Source organism: Microbacterium sp. ZKA21, from assembly GCF_050434165.1.
Classification (GTDB): Bacteria; Actinomycetota; Actinomycetes; order Actinomycetales; family Microbacteriaceae; genus Microbacterium.
This window is the reverse complement of record NZ_JBNPVV010000006.1, coordinates 1-18,437: the sequence shown is the minus strand read 5'-3', so window position 1 is coordinate 18,437 and position 18,437 is coordinate 1. Positions and strand designations below refer to the sequence as shown.

The following is an 18,437-nucleotide window of genomic DNA, read 5'->3' as shown; positions in this document are numbered from 1 at the left end:
AAGTACCCATGGCAGTTCTCCCCATGCCGTCACGCGCGGGTCGGCGCGTCCGGCACCAACGGCATCTGCATGGTAACCGCACGGCCCGCCTGCACGAAGATTCCGCGGCCCACGGGGAAGTCGCTCCGCTTGACCCGGCCGAACGGCGACTTGAAGATCGACTCGCCGTCGTACGTGTCCGGCTTCAGCACGATGCCCTGGCGTCCGGTCTTCCACTCGCCCAGCACGCCGATGCTGCCGCTCGCCCTGGTGATCTCCGCCTCGCCGACCAGCAGGTGGTCGCTGTTGTTCATCGCCTGCAGCAGAGCGCGCATCGGCCGATCCGCCGGGCCGTCCGCGAGGTGCGGGATGTCCTCGATCACGATCATGATCCGCTGACGCTGGGCGTCGCTGACGACCAGCTCGGCGAGCTCGGCGGCGAGGTCCTTCTCGTCCTCGGCCTTCGTGGCGCTGCGCACCCACGGGCGGAAGTCCTTGAGCTCCGCCCTGCGGCTGCCGAAGTGGTACAGCTGCACGTTCGGATCGAAGCGCTCCATCGCGACGACGAGCGCCTTGAGCGCGTTCGTCTTGCCCGCTGCCGGGGGGCCGGACACGACGAACGATCCGATCGGCTCGAAGCCGCGAGGAGCGAGCGTGTCGTCCGCGACGCCGAACACCGGCATCCTGTCCACCTGGGCCGGCATGTCCGCCACCGGGACCATCGTCGGCAGCGCACCGATCTCGGGAAGGTCGCGCACGCCGGCCTCGCGCAGGCGGTCGCCGAGGGCGGCGAGGGCCTTCGTCTGCTCGACGGCGTTCGACGTGCCGCCGAGCACGGCGATCTGAGCCTCGTGTCCGTCGATGACCGCGCGCCCCGGTGCCGACTGCTCGTCGAGCACGTCACGCGGCACGCCGAGCAGCATGTACTGACTCGGATCTCCCATGCGCAGCACGACGCGGCGGGAGATGTTCGACGCCACGGCGCTCGGCACGGCGTTGCCGCGGTCGGCGGTCATGACGACGTGCAGGCCGAGGGTGCGGCCCTCGCCGAGGATCCGCATGAAGATCCGGTAGAACGGCCCGCGCCCCGGCGCCATCTCCCAGTCCTTCTTGAACTCGGGATAGTTGTCGATGAGCAGCACGATGCGCGGCATGTTCGCATCGGCGAGCTCACGGTACTCCTGGACGGAGCCGGCGCTGGCCGAGGCGAAGGCGGCGGAGCGGCGGTCCATCTCACGATCGAGCGTGCGGAACAGGCGCTGGATGCGCTCGGCATCCGCTCCGTCCACGACCGAGCCGACATGCGGAAGCGCGGACAGCGCGGACAGCGCGCCGGAGGCGAAGTCGAGGCAGTACACCTGCACCCGGCCCTTGTCCGGACGCATGCCCGCCGCGGTGCCGATCGTCTTGAGCAGGGTTGACTTGCCCGACCCCGAGGTGCCGTAGATCACGAGCGAACCGTCGCGGTCCGGCGAAAACACCGCCGGCTGCTGCAGCTGCTTCTCCGGGACGTCCACGAGCGCGATCGGAATGCGCGTGTCGCCCTCGTTGGGCAGATCGCTCAGATCGACGAGCGGCGACAGGTCGTCGAGCCACGGGCGCCGTGGCCGGGGCAGCCCGGCGGCGGCGCTCGCCTTGATCAGCGTCGACACGATGCGCTTCTGGTCGTTCGGGCCGAGGTCCTCCTCGTGCACGTCCGACTCCGCGAGGCCGTCGGCCTCCCACTCGCTGGTCGCGCCGAAGCGGAGCTCGGCGACCCGTACCTCCGCGACGGCGGTGTCGTCGTCGGTCGTCCATCCGCCCGCGTAGGCGGACTGGAACGGCACGAGGCGTCCAGGTCCGGTCTTCGCGATCGCGCGGCCGGGGAGCGCGGGCGAGAAGCTCGCCGCGATCGGGTCGTCCACGACGTCGCGCGAGTCGGATTCGTCCGCCATGCGCAGCGCGATGCGCAGGTTCGTGTTCGCCCGCAGGTTGTCCTTGATGACTCCGGCCGGACGCTGGGTCGCCATGATGAGGTGGATGCCGAGTGAACGTCCTCTCTGCGCGATGTCCACCACGCCATCGACGAAGTCCGGCATCTCGGACGCCAGCGCCGCGAACTCGTCGATCACGAGCACGAGAGCGGGCGGCGTCTCCGGATCCTGACGCTTCTCGAGTTCGAGGAGGTCCTTGGCCTTCTTGCGGTTGAGCAGGTGCTCGCGGTGCTGCAGCTCTGCGCGCAGGCTCGTCAGTGCACGCCGCACCAGGTGCGGGCTCAGGTCCGTGACGAGTCCGACGCAGTGCGGCAGCTCGACGCAGTCCGCGAACGCGGATCCGCCCTTGTAGTCGACGAACAGGAACGTGACGCGGTCGGGGCTGTGCGCTGCGGCCATGCCGAGCACCCATGCCTGCAGGAACTCGCTCTTTCCGGCACCTGTGGTGCCGCCCACGAGGGCGTGCGGGCCGTGCGTGCGCAGATCGAGCGCCATCGCGTCACTCGGTCCCTGTCCGATGATCGCGCGCAGCGTCCCGGATTTCTTCATGCGCGGGCGCGGGTTCGGCGACCGATCGAGGATCGTGTTGTTCTGCCGCCACCGCTCGATCACCACGCGCGGATCCTCGGCGATCGCCGGATCCACGAGCTGAAGGAACATGACCGACGTCGGGATGTCGGACGAGTCGTGCACGACGGTGCTCGCATCGACGACGGGCGCGAGGCGCCTGGCGAGCATGTGCATGTAGGCGTTGGAGACGCCCTCCACGGTGACGTGCTCGAAGTTCTGCCCGTTGCGGACCAACCCGACGCGGGCATCCTCGAGCCCGTTCGTCACGTCGATGTAGCTGCGGCACACCGCGGGGAGAGACTCGACCGTCGGCGAGACGAACACGGCGTGCACGCCGTGATCGGCACCGCGTTCGAGCACGTCGGTCAGGCGCCCGCGGTCGACCGGGGCATCGCTGGTCACGAACACGATGACGGACACCCTCGGCGTACTCTTGTGCTCGCCGGCCGCCCTGGACACGTCCGTGCCGTACAGGATCGGGTTCCAGTCCTCCTTGAACGGACCGCGCGGTTCACCCGCACCCTCGGTGGCGGCGGCACGGGCGACGTACTCCTCGAGCGTGCTCAGCAGCGCGGCGCCGGTGGGCGCCGAGTCGGCGAGGGCCACATCCCGGAACGGGCTGCGTTCACTCGAGGTGTGCGGCATCCACTTGAGCCAGTCCAGCTCCGGCGTCCATGCGGAGTCGGCGAAGGCGACCGCGACGACGTCATTGGGAGCGTGCAGCCCGAACAGCTGCACCGCGATCCCGCGCATCGTGTCGGCGACCGGCGCCTGCGGGCCGGCGATGCCGATCGAGCCCGCGTCCGCGAACGCTTCGTACACGGGCACGTCATCGACGAAGGCATAGCGCTCCTGCAGCCGGTCGATGCGGTCGATGAACTCCGGCAGGCCCTCCGGCGCGTCCGCGTCGTCGATCCGGTTGCGGGCGGGCAGGCGACAGGCGCCCAGCCGCAGCCCGAGGAAGTTCCAGTGCTCCGGTCGCCTGGTCCACAGCAGAGGCCCGAGCCTCATCGCATGGTCGAAGACCTCGGCCACGGGCGGCGCCTCGGCGTTGCGCGCCAGCTCCTCTTCGGGCTTCCCGCGGAAGAAGTCCTCTTCCAGCTGCTCGTGCTGCCGTTCGAAGAGCAGGAACTCGTGGTTGGTGTTCTTCTTGCTCTGCACCGACTGGTTGATGATGTTGCCGAACGCCATCAGCGGCGTCATCACGATCATGAGCAGCGAGCGCGGGTTGCCGTTCATGGCGTACAGCGCCATGCCCATCAGGATCGGCGCGACCAGGATGGGCCACGGGAACATCTTGCCGATCTTCTCGGTGGGCAGCCGCGGCGGCTTGAACAGGGTCCCCGGGTAGCGCACCTCGACTCTGGGGCTGCGGTTGAACAGCAGCCCGCCACCGCGCTCGATGATCGGGTCCTCGGCGGCCGAGCCGTCGAACGACCGAGCCAGCCGGAGCACGAGCGTCGTGCCGCCGATCACGAACGGCTCGCCCTCTTCGACGCGCACGCGCTGCACGGCCACGCCGTCCACCAGCACGCCGTTCGCGGAGTTCAGGTCGACGACCTCGATGTGCGTGCCGACCTCGAGTCTGGCGTGCCGCTTGGACACCATCGGGTCCGCGAGCACGACGTCGTTGTCGGCGTCGCGGCCGAGGAACACGTGCCCGGTGGTGATGGGGAACTCCTGGCCGGTGAGCGCTCCGGCCGTCGCGACCAGGACGCCGGCGCTCTCGCGTCGGTTCGCACCGGTGAAGTCGGGTCCGTAGTTGAGGATGGATGCCGCGAAGCCGGAACCGACCGCCGCCTCTCCGATCGGCACCTCCGGCTGCAGCGGCACCAGCCGCTCCCCGGTCGGAGGCGCGACGGCCAGCGTCAGAACATCGCCGTCGGCGACGGGCGTCGAGCGCGTCGGGTCGGCAGCGGCGACGTGGCGCGCGACGTCGCCGGCGGTCGCCGTGGAGTCGGTCGTGATCACGATGTCGACGGGGTCCCCTGCCGGACGATGCAGGGTCAGCTTGAGCCTCATGCGTATTCCTCAATCCCGCTGGGCTCGCCAGCGCACATCTGTTCGCCCACCGTCACACCCGCACCACGGACGCCACGCGGTCGCCGAGCCGGATCACGTCGCCATCGATCGTCAGCACAGGGATGCCGGCGGCGACGGCGTACTCGACGCCGGCCCTGACGAGTCCCGACCCATTCGTCGAACGGCAGTCGACGATCTCGAGACCGCCGTCGACCGGACGCACGAGCAGGTGCGTCTTGGACAGGGACCGGCTGTCGTCCGTCAGCGCGATCGCCCGCGCCCCCGGATGCTCGGTCGCATCCGGATTCCGCCCGAGCAGGACGGGTTCGGACACCAGGATGCTCTCGCCGGTGTCGAGTCGCAGCCCGAAGCGCGCAGCGGGCATCCGCTGCCCGGGGGCGGGTCGGGACTCGGGAGCCGGCTGGGGCACGGGCGCCGGCTGCGATGCAGGAGCATGCGGAGCCGGCTGCGGCGCGGGCGCCTGAGTCTGCTGGGGCACGGGAGCCGGAACCTGCTGCGGCGCGGGCGCGGGTTGCGGCGCGGCCGCGGGTTGCGGCGCGGCCGCGGGTTGCGGCGCGGGAGCCGGCCGCGCTGCCGGAGCCGGCTGGGGCGCAGGAGCCTGAGCGGGCGTCTGCTGCGGGCGCGGCGTGGACATCGGCACGGGTCCCGGCATCCCGCTCGGCATCCCCGTCGACGGCAGCGTCGGGGCCGGCGTCGATGCCGGTTCGCCCCGGTAGCCGCCGAGCACGGGCTTGCCCGCTTCGACCTGCACGGACTCCGCTGCCGGGGTCGCGAGCCCGACCTCAGGACGTTCGTTCGCCGCATACGGACGGGCGACGCCGAGCACGCCCGCGCTGATCCGGTTGCCCGGTCGGTAGGCGGGTTGTGCGTCCGCGGTCGCGTGGGTCGCCAGCGACGGCAGGCTCGAGCGCCCCTTCATCGGCTGAGCCTTGACCATCTTGCGCGCCACGCGCATCCGCTTCTCGTCGTACGGGTTGAGCCCGCGGCGCGCATCGACCAGCCAGATGCCGGTGGCCTTGTCGTGCCATCCCCGGCCACGCCCCTCCGGGTCGAACGTCGGGGTGCTGAGCAGCAGCGCTGGTCCCAGCACGGGCACGATTCCGGATGCGCCGAAGATCAGGAACCGCAGCAGCACGCGCCCGACACCCGGTCGCTCGAGCGTGCGCACGTCGACGCTGCGGATCCCGGCGATCGCCTTGCCGATCGTGCGTCCCTGGCGGCCGTGCTGCACCCACTGCACGATCAGGAGAACGAGGGAGAGCACGGTCGAGACGCTCGCCATCACGACGGCCAGGATGAAGCCCGGGTGGTTCAGGAACCCGTACGGTGAGATCGCGCCCGTGGCGAGCTTCAGGAGCAGCGGAACCGCTCCGAGCCACAGGGGCAGCTGCAGCAGCATCCAGAGCGCGACGTCGCACACCAGAGCGAGGCTGCGCCGGCCGAACGGCGCGCGCAGCAGACCGAGCGCCGCGGCGTACGCGGGATCGGGCCGCCCCGCGGAGTCGAGCCCCTCGATCTTCGGCTTGCTGTCGTCGATCTCCCAGATCATGCCGTCGGATACCGTCCCATCAATCCACGCACCCGCGCACGGGTTCGGCGAAGTCTCCGTCCGCGCGCACCAGCGACACCTCGATGCATACCTGACCCGTGCCCTGCGGCGCGAAGGTCACCGTGGGCTCGTTCGCCTTCTCGGTCTTCGACTCGCCGGAGAGCACGACCTGCTCCCAGATGTAGTAGTCGCCGTCCTGCGGCTCCGGGTTCGTCCAGGTGAACCTCACCTGTGTTCCGTCGCGCACGCCGGCGAGCTCGGTGACCTCGGGAGTCCCCACCGGGATGACCTCCTTCGGATCCACGACGTCCTCGGTCTCCTGCGGATCCGGTGCGGCGTTCAACGTGTTCGCGACGAGGGTGATCCCCACGACGGCGCCGACGACGAGCACGAGCGCGCCGAGGATCCCGCCGACGAGCAGACCGGTCCGGCGCCGCGGCTTCGCCTCGGCATCCGTCGGGGCGGGAGGTGCAGCGGCGGGCGCGGCCTGCGCGTTCAGCACCCGGGGCGGACGCAGCAGGGTCCGATCGTCGGCGGATGCCGGTGCCGGCTGCGGCGAGATCGTCGCGGGTCCGCGGACGACCGTCGCGTCGGATCCGGATGCCGCGGCGGGCGAATCGAACACCGGCATGGCGGACGCGGCCGGCGCCGGCGCCGGCGTACCGAGCGGACCGGCCGCGAACGGCTGTGTGAGCGCCGAGGGGCGTGTGGACCCGGCATCCGGATCGATGCTGACCACCTGGCGGACACGGGTGAGTCCGTCGTCGTCGTCCTCGATCTGCTCGACCGGGTGGTCGTCGACGATGTCGACGGGCGTCACGGAGTGCGAAAGCTCGATCTGCACCTTCTGCAGCGCGCGTGCGAGCGAAACGGCGCTGGGGTACCGGTCGGCGGGGTTCTTCGCCATCGCGCGCTCGAGGACCCGCTGCAGGCTCGCCGGGGAATCCGGGCGGCCCAGGGGCGGCAGCGGCGCGCGCTCGATGCGCTCGATCAGGTCGGCGCTGGAGTTGCGCTCCCCCGCGCGCTCGAACGGCGACCGGCCGGCGAGCAGAGTGTACAGGGTGGCTCCGAGCGCCCACACGTCCGAGCGGGTGCCGCTCTGCGGCGGGTCTCCGAAGGACTCCGGCGGTGACCACGGGATCGACATCCCGGTGGCCTCCGACATGGCGGCGGTCGTCGAGGCGATGCCGAAGTCCGTCAGCGCCGGACGGTTGTACTCGGTCACGAGGATGTTGGCCGGCTTGATGTCCCGGTGCAGCACGCCGGCGCGGTGCGCGGTCTCGACGGCGCCGGCTACCTGGATCCCGACGCGCAGCGCCTCGGCGACGGAGAACGACTCGCGGCGAGCGCGCAGCTGCAGGTTGGGCCGGGGGCAGTACTCCATGACGAGGTAGGGCCGGCCGTCGCCGGCGACGCCGGCCTGGTAGATCGTGACGATCGCGGGATGCGTCGAGAGCATCGCCATGACGTTCGCCTCGTCGGTGAACTCCTGCGCCGACGCACTCGCGATGCGGTCCGCGAGCAGCACCTTGACCGCGACGCGTCGGCGCGGCAGCTGCTGCTCGTACAGGAAGACGTCCGCGAACCCGCCCGTGCCCAGCGGCTCCACATACGTGAAACCGGGAAGCTCGGGCGGTGTCGAGGGGGGTCGACTCACGGGAGGTCCTCGAAGGCGACGGTGACGCCGTCGCCGAGGTCGATCACGTCACCGGTGAGCACGAGGGTCTGCTCGCCGGGGTGCAGGCGCACCGGGTCCGCGCCGGGGCGCAGCAGAGTCGAGCCGTTCGTGGTGTGCAGGTCGATCACGACGACCGTGTCGCCTTCGGGGCGCACTTCGAGATGGCTGCGCGAGATGTCCTGCTGGGGGCTCTCCACCGCGATCAGGTGCGGAAGGCTCGCTCCGGATGCCCGCGGCGCACGGGGGCGGCGGCCGATCACGACGGTGCGGTCGAGCGCCACGACCTGGCCGGTCGAGACGCGGATGCGCCCGCCACCGAGGGTCGGCAGCAGCGCGGTCGGGGCTTCCGGCTCGAGCTGCGGCACGGGCGGCAGGTCGCGCCGCATCGCACGGGCCTCGGCCACCGAGATCGTCGCGCCGTCGTGGTCGCCCTCGATCGGAGCGGCCGGTGGGGTCGACGGGACTGAGTGCACGGTGTCGCCGAACAGCTGCTCGAACTCGTCGAAGTCCGAGCCGAGGGTCTGCTCGGTCGGGACGAGCGTCTCGCCGCTGATGCCGTCGCCGTGCTGCGGTTCCGGCTCGGGCTCGGATGCTGCGGACCCGGATGATTCTGGTTCGGAACCCTCCAACTCGGATGCGTCGGTGGCGGCCGCGTCGACAGCGATCGCCTCGGTCGGTGCATCGGGCGCAGACCCGGGCTCGCCAGCCGTGTCGGGGTCCGTGACGGTCTCGGGGTCCGCGACCGCCTCCGGGTCGGTGGAGGCTTCGGGTTCGGCAGCCGTCTCCGACTCCTGCACCCCTGCCGCGTCCGCGTCCGCGTCGGCGTCGGCGTCGACCGGCGGCCAGGCGAGATCCGCGGCGTCCGGAGCCGGCGCCTCGGCAACAGGTGCGGCCATCGCCACAGCACCCGGCACCGGTGAGTCCGCGGCCTGTACGTCAGGAGCGGACTCGGTCGACACATGATCGGACGAGGGCGCGTCGGACGCCACGGCGCCGGCAGCCTCGGCATCCGGCATCGCCTCGCCGACCGGGAGCGACGTCGCGGCCGCGGCTTCGTCATCAGCCTCGGGCTCACCCTCCGCATCGGACGCCTCGATATCCGCGATCACTTCGGCGGCGCGCACGACGCCGCCGATCACCGGCAGCTCCGGCGAGCCGGCAGCGTCGGCGAGGCGCAGCGCGATCCGGGTCGCACCGGGGATGAAGCGCTCGTTCCAGGTCAGGACGTCGGCTCCGGACAGCGACTGAACGCCGTCCGTTCCGGTGATGTCCGCCGTGATGTCGCCGCGCAGCGCCACGCGCGCGTTCGCACCCTCGACGACCACCGCGACGAACGACGGCATCGCCGAGAACGACCCGCCGACGCTGTCGGTGATCGCATCCACGACGACGGCGAGGGTCCGCTCGGCGTTCAACCGCTCCCAGAGGGTCGCGACGAGAGCCTCGGACGCATCGGACGGCAGAGCGACGAGCGCCCCCGGCGCGACCAGCGTGTTCCACTGGCCCGGTCGATAGATCGTGTGCATCATCGCATCCCTCCTGCGGCGGCTTCTCTCGGTCGCGTATCCGCATCGATGTCGTCGTCCGCCTGCAGCGGGCGACCGGGTTTGGACGCGACGAGCACGGCGTCGGCGATGACGACCGTCACGTTGTCGCGTCCACCGGCCCTGACGGCTTCGTCGACGAGCACGTCGGCGGCGGTCTGCGGGTCCGGTTCGGTCATGAGGATGTCGCGGATGCGCTGATCGTCCAGTTCGGACGAGAGACCGTCCGAGCAGACCAGCATGCGATCCCCGAGCTCGGCGGGGAACATCCAGTAGTCGGCTTCGCCGGTGCTGCCGGCGCCGATCGCACGCGTGATGATGTTGCGGCGGTGATCCGATGCGGCATCCGCGATCGACAGCTCCCCGGAGTCGATGAGCTCCTGCACGACCGAGTGGTCGACGCTGATCTGCTCGAGCTCGCCGCCGGCGAGCCGGTAGGTGCGGGAGTCGCCGATGTTGAAGGTGAGCCAGTAGCCCATGCCGTCGACCGACGCGATCACGGCACCGCTGAGTGTCGTCCCCGCGCGCCCGTTGCCCGAGGTGGACAGCGCATCGACGGCGGTGCGGGCGCGGCTGAGCGCCGTGCGGACATCGTCCAGCGTCAGGTCGGGTCGACCGATGAACCGGGCGAACTGCTCGACGACGGCAGCACTGGCGCATTCGCCGGCCTCGTGGCCGCCCATGCCATCGGCCACGAGGAACACCGGCGTGCTCGCGAGCAGCGAATCCTCGTTGAGCGGTCGCCGGTTGCCCGCGTGCGTCGCTGACCCGGTCGACACGATCATGGCGGGGATCATTCGTAGCCTCCGACAGTGACGATGCGGTCGCCGATCGAGATCACGTCGCCCAGCCTGATGGCGACACGTTCTCCCGCGGGGCAGGAGATCTGCACGCCATCGCGGATGATCGTGGTGCCGTTGGTCGAGCTGCGGTCCATGAGCCAGCCGCCGATCGTCTCGGCGGCCGCCTCGAAATGCGTCTTCGACAGCGACAGGGTCTCGTCGCGCACCGGAACGGTGACCGCGCCCTCCTCGGCGGCGGGGTTCCGGCCGAAGATCGTGCGCCGCGACACCGAGACGCGCGTGCCGTCATCCCACGTGAAGACGAGCCGGTGACCGGGGACGCTGATGCGCGTCTGCTCCAGTTCGTCATCCTGGCCCGCGTCCGCTGGTACCGAGATGACGGATGCCGGAACGGCGGGGTTCTCCGCGGTCGGCGCCTCGTCGTCGGCGCCGGTCGATTCGGAAGCATCCGGTGCCGGAGCGACGGGCACGTCGCCCGCTGGCTCGGGCTGCGCCGGAGCCGCCGGTCGCACGGGTGCATCCTGCGTGATTCCCGGCACGAACGCGATCAGCGAGGAATCCGCAGGGAGCGGCGCCGCGGGAGCGGGCGTCACGGGCAGCGGAGGACGCGGCGGAACGATGGTCTCATCCAGTGCATCAGCGGACTCCGGCGCGAGCGGAGCGGGTGCGGCGGGAGCGGTCGCGGCGGGAGCGGCGTGCGGATCGGACGCCGGAACCGGCTGCTCGAACGACGGCTGCTCGAACGACGGCTGAGCGGGCGCCTGGCCGCCGAACGGCTGAGCGGGGGCCTGGCCGCCGAACGGCAGCGGCGGGGCCGGAATCACGCCGTGCGGCGCGGGCTGTCCGGTAGGCGCCGGGTGGCCGGGCACCGCCTGCTGCTGCCCCGCGAATCCCTGGTCGAACGGCTGCGCGACGGGCATCGCCTGGGTCGGCGGCGCTGCGTGAGCTGCCGAGGTGGCGTCGATCACGAGCGACTTCGCGACCTTGTCGTGCCAGCCCTGGAAGCGGCCGGACCCGTCGAACAGCGGCGAGAAGTAGCCGACCACGATCGAGGCGGCCAGGCCGAAGATCACGTTGCGCAGCAGCGCGCGCCAGAAGCCGATCGAATCGCCGCTCCCGGCATCCACGAGGCGGACGCCCTGCACGCGCATGCCGATGGATCCCGTACCGACCTGCATGTAGGTGTAGATCAGCACCCAGGCGAGTTCGAGGGCGACGACGACAGGAATGCCGATCGCCAGCACCAGGAGCATGCCCTCGGCCGACCCCGTCAGTACGGCGATCATGACGACGATGCCGCTGAGCACGACGCCGAGGCCGCCCGCGATCAGCGCATCGATCAGGTAGGCGACCGCGCGACGGGGAATCGGGGCGATCTGCCCGAAGGGAAGCATCGTCATGCGCTCTCGCTCTCGGATGTGGGTGAACTGTTCTTGTCGATGGTGCCAGGTTCTCGCCGAACGCGCGCGGTCGCGGCATCCTTGAGACCCGTGAACCGGGCCGTGACCGACGAGTCCTTGAGCAGCGAACGCAGGCTCAGGCGCGCCTTCAGCCTCGTGAAGAAACCGGCATCCTTGCTGAGGCCGACGACGATCTCGTCGACCTCCTTCCAGAAGGCGTCGACCTGCTCGGGCGTCGGATCGCTCGGCCCGAACACCTCGGCATCCGCCCGCTGGGCGAGCACCGTCACGGCCGGAACCGGGATCTTCTCGACGACCTGGCCGGCCTCCTCGGCGCGGGTGGAACCGGCCGTGAGCCGCGCCCCGTAGTCCACGGCACGGTCGGTGAGCTCATCCCAGCCGCCGCTGATGCGATCGCTCGTGCGCTCCGCGGCACGGCGTGAACGACGACGAGCAGCCTTCCACGCGCCGATCACGATGAACGGCGACGCGAGCAGCGCGATGACGCCCAGCGAGATCCCGCCGATCGTGAGGATCGTGCCGATGAGGCCCGCGAGGTTGAAGTCGTCCTCCTCGGCCTCCCGGTCGTCCGGAAGCGTCGGGGGCAGGTCGACCGGCTCCTGCGGCGGGGGCGGCGGCTGCAGCACCTGCGGCTTCGGGTCAGCCCGCGGCTTCGTGTTCTGATCGTTGGGGACCTTGTCCTCCGGCGGGGTGGGGTCGAATGCGACCCAGCCGTGGCCTGCGAAGTTGACCTCCACCCAGGCGTGCACGTCCTCGCCGGACGCGGCGAACGTCGTCTCCGCGGCATCCTCCTCGTCCGGGTAGAAGCCCATGACCACCCTGGCCGGGATGTCGAGTTCGCGGGCCAGCAGGGTCATGGCGACGGCGTACTGCTCGTCGTCGCCGATCATCTGGTCGCCGCCGATCAGCGTCGTGATGCGCTCGGAGGTGTGCCCGGCGCGCGAGATGACCTCGTTCTGCAGTCCGTGGCTGAAGAAGCCCCCCTCGGCGAGGAAGGTCTCGAGTGCCGCGACCTTCTCGATCGGCGTCTCGGCGTCCTCGGTCTGCTCCGCCGCGAGGGAGGCGAGCTCCTCCGGGACGTTGCTCTGCTTGGGCATCGTGACCGAGCCGAACTCGGCCTTCGCCAGATCCGCGTCGTCGCGCTCGACCGGGATGGTCGTCTCGAGCGTGTAGGTGTCGCCCTTCGCCAGCGGGATCGTGCTGATCGCCGTCGCGCTGGACTCGTTGAAATACGTCGAACGGCGCAGCTCCTCGGCGCGGTCGCCGGTGTAGGAGAACTCGTTGACCTGACCCGTGATCGGGATCCAGACGTCGTCGTACTCGCCGATCTCGACCTTGACCGTGACCCGGTCGCCCTCGGCATCCACCGACATGTTGCCGCGCAGCGGAGTGAACGCGCCGGACGAGCCGTTGCCGGCGTCCGAGACGTTGTAGACCTGGCCGTTGAAGTCGTCCATGGCGGCGAGCCGGACGCGGGAGCCCTCCGGCAGCCCCTGGACCGTGAAGAGCGTGTGCTCGCTGTCGTCGCGGACGACCTTCCGATAGGACTGCAGGGGACTCGGGTACTCGCGGATGTCGAACGGCGGGATGATCGTGTCGCGGAAGACATGCCGCGGCTCGTAGGGCTGGGCGATCGCACTGGTCGCGACGCCGGCGCCGGTGGCGACGACGAGGACGGCGGCCCCGGCTCCGATCCGACGCCAGCGCATGTGCGATGCCCGCGCCGGGTCGATCTCGCTGACGGAGACCGCGGCGTTCTGCGGAGCCCAGATCTGTCGCAACGACAACCAGCCGACGCTGACGAGCGCGAAGACCGCCCCCTGGGCGATCGGGGCGGCCGGAGACGGCACCCCAAGCGCGATGCCGAACATCACCGCGACACCGGCGGGGATCAGCGCCCATCCGCCGTGACGAAGGCGCAGGGCGAGCGAGCCGGTGAGCACGCTCGTGACCAGCAGCAGCAGGAACGGCACGATGAGATGCCCATCGGATGCCGCGACGGGAGCGACCGTCGTCAGCAGCTGCTTCCACGACGTGACCGTGCCCACGGCCAGGCGCTGCAGCGTGTCGATGGTCGGAATGAAGCCGGCGATCGTCGTGTAGGGCAGCGCGAGCGCACCGCCGAAGACGAAGTACGCCGCGAGCGTCAGGCCGGCGATGATGAGGATGCCCCAGCGCCGCCACGCGCTGACGGCGGCGATGCCGAGGCCGATGACCACGGCGCCGATGGCGGCGGGCAGGTAACTGGGGCCGGCGAATGTGGGCCAGAACCCCACGACGGCGACGCCGAGCAGGAGAGCCGACGCCGTGAGATCGACGGCCAGGCGCCGAGGAGCGATCTGCGCAGGAGAGGTCATGCGAGCACCTTCCGCAGGGCGACGGGCAGCTGCTCGAGGGCGGCGACCGTCACGACATCCGCCTCGCCGATGCGACGCAGCGTCGGATTCTCGACCTTCAGGTCGACGACGATCGCCAGCGAACGGGCGCCGAACGGGACGCGGGCGCACGCCGCGCGGAGGTCTTCGGTCCGCGTCCGGGAACCGGTGACGAGCACGACGAAGCTCGCGAGCGCCATGGTCGCGGACAGGACTCCGGCGAGCTGCGTGATGCCGCCGTCCTTGGGCTTGGACTGCTCGACCGTCGAGAGGGAGTCCAGAAGCTGCTTGCCGGTGCCGGCCGGAAGCTCCCGGCCCTGCACGCGCAGGTCCACGCGCTGGGAGTCGCGCAGTGCACGGAGCCCCACCGAGCCCGCCATCGAGACGGCGCGCTCGAACTCCTCCTCCTCCGCGTACTCCGCAGCGTTGCAGGACAGGCCGATCACGAAGTGGGATCGACGGGTCTCCTCGAACTGGCGCACCATCATGACGCCGGTGCGCGCGGTGGAGCGCCAGTGCACGTGACGCAGGTCGTCGCCCGGCTGGTACTCCAGCAGCGCGTGGAAGGACACGTCGTCACGGGACAGGTCGGATGCCGGCATCCCCTCGAGGTCGCGCAGGAAGCCGAGCGACTGGCCGTCGAACAGCACGGTCTTCGGGTGCACGTAGAGGTCGACCGGCTGGTCGCGGTTGTGCGCGCGCTCGAACAGTCCGAGCGGGTCGCCGCGGACCACGCTGACCGGCCCCACCTCGACCACGCTGCGCTTCTGGGTCGGGATCGCGAACAGCTCTTCGGCCTGCTCCCCCGGAGCCAGGCGCTGGATGCCGAACTCACCGCGCCCCGAGCCGACCGGCAGCACGACGCGCGAAGGGAGGATGGCGCGGTCGCTGTTGTTCGCGAGCGTCAATGCGCCGACGGCTCGCTCGCCCACGACGACTCGGGTGCGGGCGAGGTCGAGCGCGACGTCGTACTCGGTGCGTCCGATGAGGAACAGCGCGCACAGCGCCACCGTGACGGCGATGATCACCGCAGCGACGGTGAGCTCCCACCAGCCGAACACCTGCCCGATGATCCAGAGCCCGATGGCGAGGCCGATGAGCACCCAGGCGAGCGGGCGGACGGCGGACAGGATCAGGCGGAGACGCGTCCACGCACGCGCGCCGACGACCGCCGCGATGTCGCGCCAGCCGGCATCGCGCGCGGTCGTCGAGGGGTCGACGGGGAGGGTCTCCGCGGTCATCACGCCGCCGTTCGCGCCTGGGGTGCCGCGACGGACTCGAGTGCGCGGGCGACCACGACATCGGCAGTCGTACCGGCGAACTCGGCCTCGGCATCCAGCAGCAGACGGTGCTGCCAGACGGCGTGCGCGAGCGCCTTGATGTCGTCCGGCAGCACGTAGTGGCGACCGTGGGCGGCGGCCCACACCTTCGCCATGCGGATCATCGAGATCGCACCGCGGACCGAAACGCCCAGGCGGACGCTCTTGTCCTCACGGGTCGCCTCGGTGAGCTCGGCGACGTAGCGCAGCACGGCCGGCTCGACATGGGTGGTCGCGGCGAGGTCTGCCATGTCGGCCACAGCGCTCGTGGTGATGATCGCGGACAGGCTCGCGGACGGGTTGCGGTCGGATGCTCCGGCCAGAATGCTCTCGGTCACGGCGAGGTCGGGGTAGCCGATCGAGGTCTTGATGAGGAAGCGGTCCAGCTGCGCCTCGGGGAGCTTGTAGGTTCCGGCCTGCTCGACGGGGTTCTGCGTCGCGATCACGAGGAACGGGCGACCGGCCTCATGCGTGACGCCGTCGACCGTGACGCGGGACTCCTCCATGACCTCGAGCAGCGCCGACTGGGTCTTGGGCGAGGCGCGGTTGATCTCGTCGGCCAGGACGATCGACGCGAAGATCGGGCCCTTGTGGAACTCGAAGCGGTGCGCCTGCTGGTCGTAGATCGTGACGCCGGTGACGTCTGAGGGCAGCAGGTCCGGCGTGAACTGGATGCGCGCGCTCGTGCCCTGCACGGTCGCCGCGAGGGCCTTGGCGAGGCTGGTCTTTCCGGTCCCTGGCGCGTCCTCGAGGAGCACGTGGCCTTCCGCGAGCATCGCAGCGAGCACGAGGCTCACGATCTCGCGCTTGCCCTGCAGCGCCTTGTCGATGTTGTCGACGAGGCGATGGAAGGTGCCCTGGAACCAGGCCGCCTGTTCGGGGGTCATCGTCATGAGTGGGTTTCCTTACGTGGGGATGTGGGGATGCTGTGGGGTGGGCGCCGCGGCGCTACCAATCTCGACGTTCATAGGCGGTGCCGTCGATCGTGACCCAGACCTGGTGTGGTGGTTCCCTGGTCATGTCGCCGTGGTGGCACGACAGATCGAAGCTCGCGTTCGCGCCGAAGCTGAGCGTGTACGTGCGCCACGAGTCCCCGAAGGGCGTGCTCGAGCATCCGACCGTGTGCGTGCCCGACGGGAACGTCTCGTTCGTGTTGAGGTGGAACCGGTGGCAGCCGTCGTAGCAATCGGAGCTTCCGACGTACGCCCCGTTCGTCACCCATGCGCGCGGCGCGGGCGGCGGCGGAGGCGGAGGCGGCGGGTCGTTCGTGCGCGCGGACGCGCTCGTCTCGGCCGACCAGCCCGCCTTGTTGTGCACCTGCACTCGGATGGAATGCGTCGTCGCGTACGCGCTTCCGGTCGTCGTGGACCCGCTGGTCGCCACGGCCTGCCAGGCGCCGCCGTTGATGCTGATCTGCGCGGCGTCCAGCGATGCGCCGTTGTCGCCGTTGGGACTCCAGTTGAACGTCACCGTCGTTCCGTTGTTGACGGCGGTTGCTGACGGTGCAGGTGGGATGCCGAACGGGGTCTGCGGTGCGGACGATCCGGACGGGTCGGAGACGTACTCCACGCCGTCGACGGTGGTGACGGCACGAATGCGCACGGTGTACGACGTGCCGTTGTTCGCCAGGATGTAGCTGCCGTCCCAATTGAAGCCGGCGTCTTGACCGTTGACGTGCCACGTACCGCCGTTGAGGCTGTAGTCATACCTCACCTCGCCGGCGGATGCGCCGTTCAACTCGGCCTCGGAAAGGCGGTACGAGTTCGGATCCACGATCAGCGCGTGGTCGCCCGCCTGCACGGACGGTGTGCCCGGGGTGCCGGGCTTGATGGCCGCACGGCGCGGAGCCGAGGCATCCGACCAGGCACCCCACCCGGCTTTGTTCTGCGCATGCACCTTGTACGTGTACGCGGTCGTCGATGTGTCCACGACGACGGCCTGCGCGGTCTTGCCCGCGGCCACGGCGATCGTCTGCACGACGGTCCCTCCGCGCAGCACCTGCAGCTGGTAGCCGTCGATCGCGTCGCCGTTGTTGTTCGGAGCCACCCAGGCCACCTGCATCTGCGCGCGATCGCCGACCGGCGAGAGCAGACTCGTGGTCGGAGGTGCCGGCTGAAGCGGCGGCCCTGCGGGGATCTCACCGAGGGAGTTGCCGCTCCAGCTGGAGGGCTCGGGGGCGAGGTTGTGGGCGCGGATGCGGACCGTGTACTCCGCCCCGTTCTCCAACCCCGTCCACGTGTAGGAGTTGCCGGTGATGTTCGTCTTCTGACCCGCACCGACACCACCGGACAGCTCCAGCGTGTAGTACTGCACGGGAGAGCCGGGAGTCGACGGCGTCTTCCACGCGATCTTCAACTCCTTGTCACCGAACACCATCGTCGGAGCCGCCGGAGTATCCGGACGCGCATCCGGACGCGCCTCCGCCGACGACGGCGACGGCTCGGACTCACCCACCCGGTTGTTCGCGGTCACCTGGAACAGGTACTTCACGTTGTTGGTCAGGCCGTCCAGCGTGCACGTCGTCGAGGAGCACTGCTTCTCATACGCATCGCCCTGCACGGAGCGGACCGTGTACCCGTCGATCTTCGCCCCGTTGTTCGCCGGCGGAGACCACGACAGCACCACCTTCCGGTCCTGAACGCTCGACACCGTCGGCTTCCCCGGAGCATCCGGCACACCCTGCACCTTCAGCACGATCTTCCCGTCCACCTCACGGTCGGGGTCCTCCGTGATGTCACCGATCCGGTAGCGGATCGTGACAGTGCCGACGTAGTCCTTGCCCGCAGTGACTTCGATCTTGTCCCCGACGATCGCCGGCTCGCCCTCGCCGCTCTCCGGCTCGGCGGAGATGAGCCGCAGCTCTCCTTCGCCGGCGAAGGGGTTGAAGTCGTTCTGCAGCACCGGAACCGTGATCGTCTCGCCCTGATCGACCTCGTCGAACGTGTCGGTGACGGCGGTCGGAAGGTCGCGGGTCGACGCCGAGACCGTCACGGTCACTGCGCCGTCGATCGGGTCGGTGTGCCCGTCCGTGATGCGGACCTTCAGCGTGGCCGCCGTGCCCTTGGGGGTGTTGGAGGATGCTTCGACAAGCAGCTTCGTGCCGTCCATGCGCGCCGAGATGCCCTCGGTCGCACCACTCACATAGTCGAACGAGAGCTTGCCCTGATCCTCCGGATCCGGATC

Annotated in this window: 10 protein-coding genes; all 10 read right to left on the bottom strand. The window is 70.3% G+C overall.

Annotated elements, in window-relative coordinates:
• Positions 1-29: 29 nt before the first annotated feature.
• Positions 30-4,544: an FtsK/SpoIIIE domain-containing protein gene (locus tag M2317_RS12925; protein WP_429460773.1), complete on the bottom strand. Its 4,515-nt coding sequence runs from the start codon at positions 4,542-4,544 to the stop codon at positions 30-32.
• Positions 4,545-4,596: 52 nt separating this feature from the next.
• Positions 4,597-6,114, bottom strand: coding sequence for an RDD family protein (locus tag M2317_RS12920; RefSeq protein WP_429460772.1), 1,518 nt, complete (start codon positions 6,112-6,114; stop codon positions 4,597-4,599).
• 19 nt (positions 6,115-6,133) lie between these two features.
• Positions 6,134-7,771, bottom strand: coding sequence for a serine/threonine-protein kinase (locus M2317_RS12915; protein ID WP_429460770.1), 1,638 nt, complete (start codon positions 7,769-7,771; stop codon positions 6,134-6,136).
• A complete protein-coding gene (locus M2317_RS12910; RefSeq protein WP_429460768.1) occupies positions 7,768-9,321 on the bottom strand; it encodes an FHA domain-containing protein in 1,554 nt (517 codons plus the stop codon). The genes M2317_RS12915 and M2317_RS12910 overlap by 4 nt, the downstream gene beginning before the upstream one ends.
• The gene (locus M2317_RS12905) at positions 9,318-10,121 is read right to left on the bottom strand and encodes a PP2C family protein-serine/threonine phosphatase (RefSeq protein WP_429460766.1); all 804 of its coding nucleotides are present in this window, start codon (positions 10,119-10,121) and stop codon (positions 9,318-9,320) included. The genes M2317_RS12910 and M2317_RS12905 overlap by 4 nt, the downstream gene beginning before the upstream one ends.
• A gap of 8 nt (positions 10,122-10,129) precedes the next feature.
• A complete protein-coding gene (locus M2317_RS12900) occupies positions 10,130-11,539 on the bottom strand; it encodes an RDD family protein (protein WP_429460764.1) in 1,410 nt (469 codons plus the stop codon).
• The gene (locus tag M2317_RS12895) at positions 11,536-13,917 is read right to left on the bottom strand and encodes a transglutaminase-like domain-containing protein (protein WP_429460762.1); all 2,382 of its coding nucleotides are present in this window, start codon (positions 13,915-13,917) and stop codon (positions 11,536-11,538) included. The genes M2317_RS12900 and M2317_RS12895 overlap by 4 nt, the downstream gene beginning before the upstream one ends.
• On the bottom strand, positions 13,914-15,176 hold the full coding sequence (locus tag M2317_RS12890; protein ID WP_429460760.1) for a DUF58 domain-containing protein: 1,263 nt from the start codon (positions 15,174-15,176) through the stop codon (positions 13,914-13,916). The genes M2317_RS12895 and M2317_RS12890 overlap by 4 nt, the downstream gene beginning before the upstream one ends.
• Positions 15,176-16,147, bottom strand: a complete 972-nt coding sequence (locus tag M2317_RS12885; protein WP_429460759.1) for an AAA family ATPase — start codon at positions 16,145-16,147, stop codon at positions 15,176-15,178. Before M2317_RS12885 ends, M2317_RS12890 begins: the two co-directional genes overlap by 1 nt.
• 55 nt (positions 16,148-16,202) lie before the next feature.
• The coding region (locus M2317_RS12880) for a fibronectin type III domain-containing protein (protein ID WP_429460757.1) at positions 16,203-18,437 on the bottom strand (2,235 nt) is incomplete at its 5' end.

What these genes read in the sequence shown, in the direction of transcription:
- M2317_RS12905 (WP_429460766.1), bottom strand. Translation starts at nt 10,121, where the DNA reads ATGATCGTGTCGACCGGGTCAGCGACGCACGCGGGCAACCGGCGACCG.
- M2317_RS12920 (WP_429460772.1), bottom strand. Translation starts at nt 6,114, where the DNA reads ATGATCTGGGAGATCGACGACAGCAAGCCGAAGATCGAGGGGCTCGAC.
- M2317_RS12910 (WP_429460768.1), bottom strand. Translation starts at nt 9,321, where the DNA reads ATGATGCACACGATCTATCGACCGGGCCAGTGGAACACGCTGGTCGCG.
- M2317_RS12925 (WP_429460773.1), bottom strand. Translation starts at nt 4,544, where the DNA reads ATGAGGCTCAAGCTGACCCTGCATCGTCCGGCAGGGGACCCCGTCGAC.
- M2317_RS12895 (WP_429460762.1), bottom strand. Translation starts at nt 13,917, where the DNA reads ATGACCTCTCCTGCGCAGATCGCTCCTCGGCGCCTGGCCGTCGATCTC.
- M2317_RS12890 (WP_429460760.1), bottom strand. Translation starts at nt 15,176, where the DNA reads ATGACCGCGGAGACCCTCCCCGTCGACCCCTCGACGACCGCGCGCGAT.
- M2317_RS12885 (WP_429460759.1), bottom strand. Translation starts at nt 16,147, where the DNA reads ATGACGATGACCCCCGAACAGGCGGCCTGGTTCCAGGGCACCTTCCAT.
- M2317_RS12900 (WP_429460764.1), bottom strand. Translation starts at nt 11,539, where the DNA reads ATGACGATGCTTCCCTTCGGGCAGATCGCCCCGATTCCCCGTCGCGCG.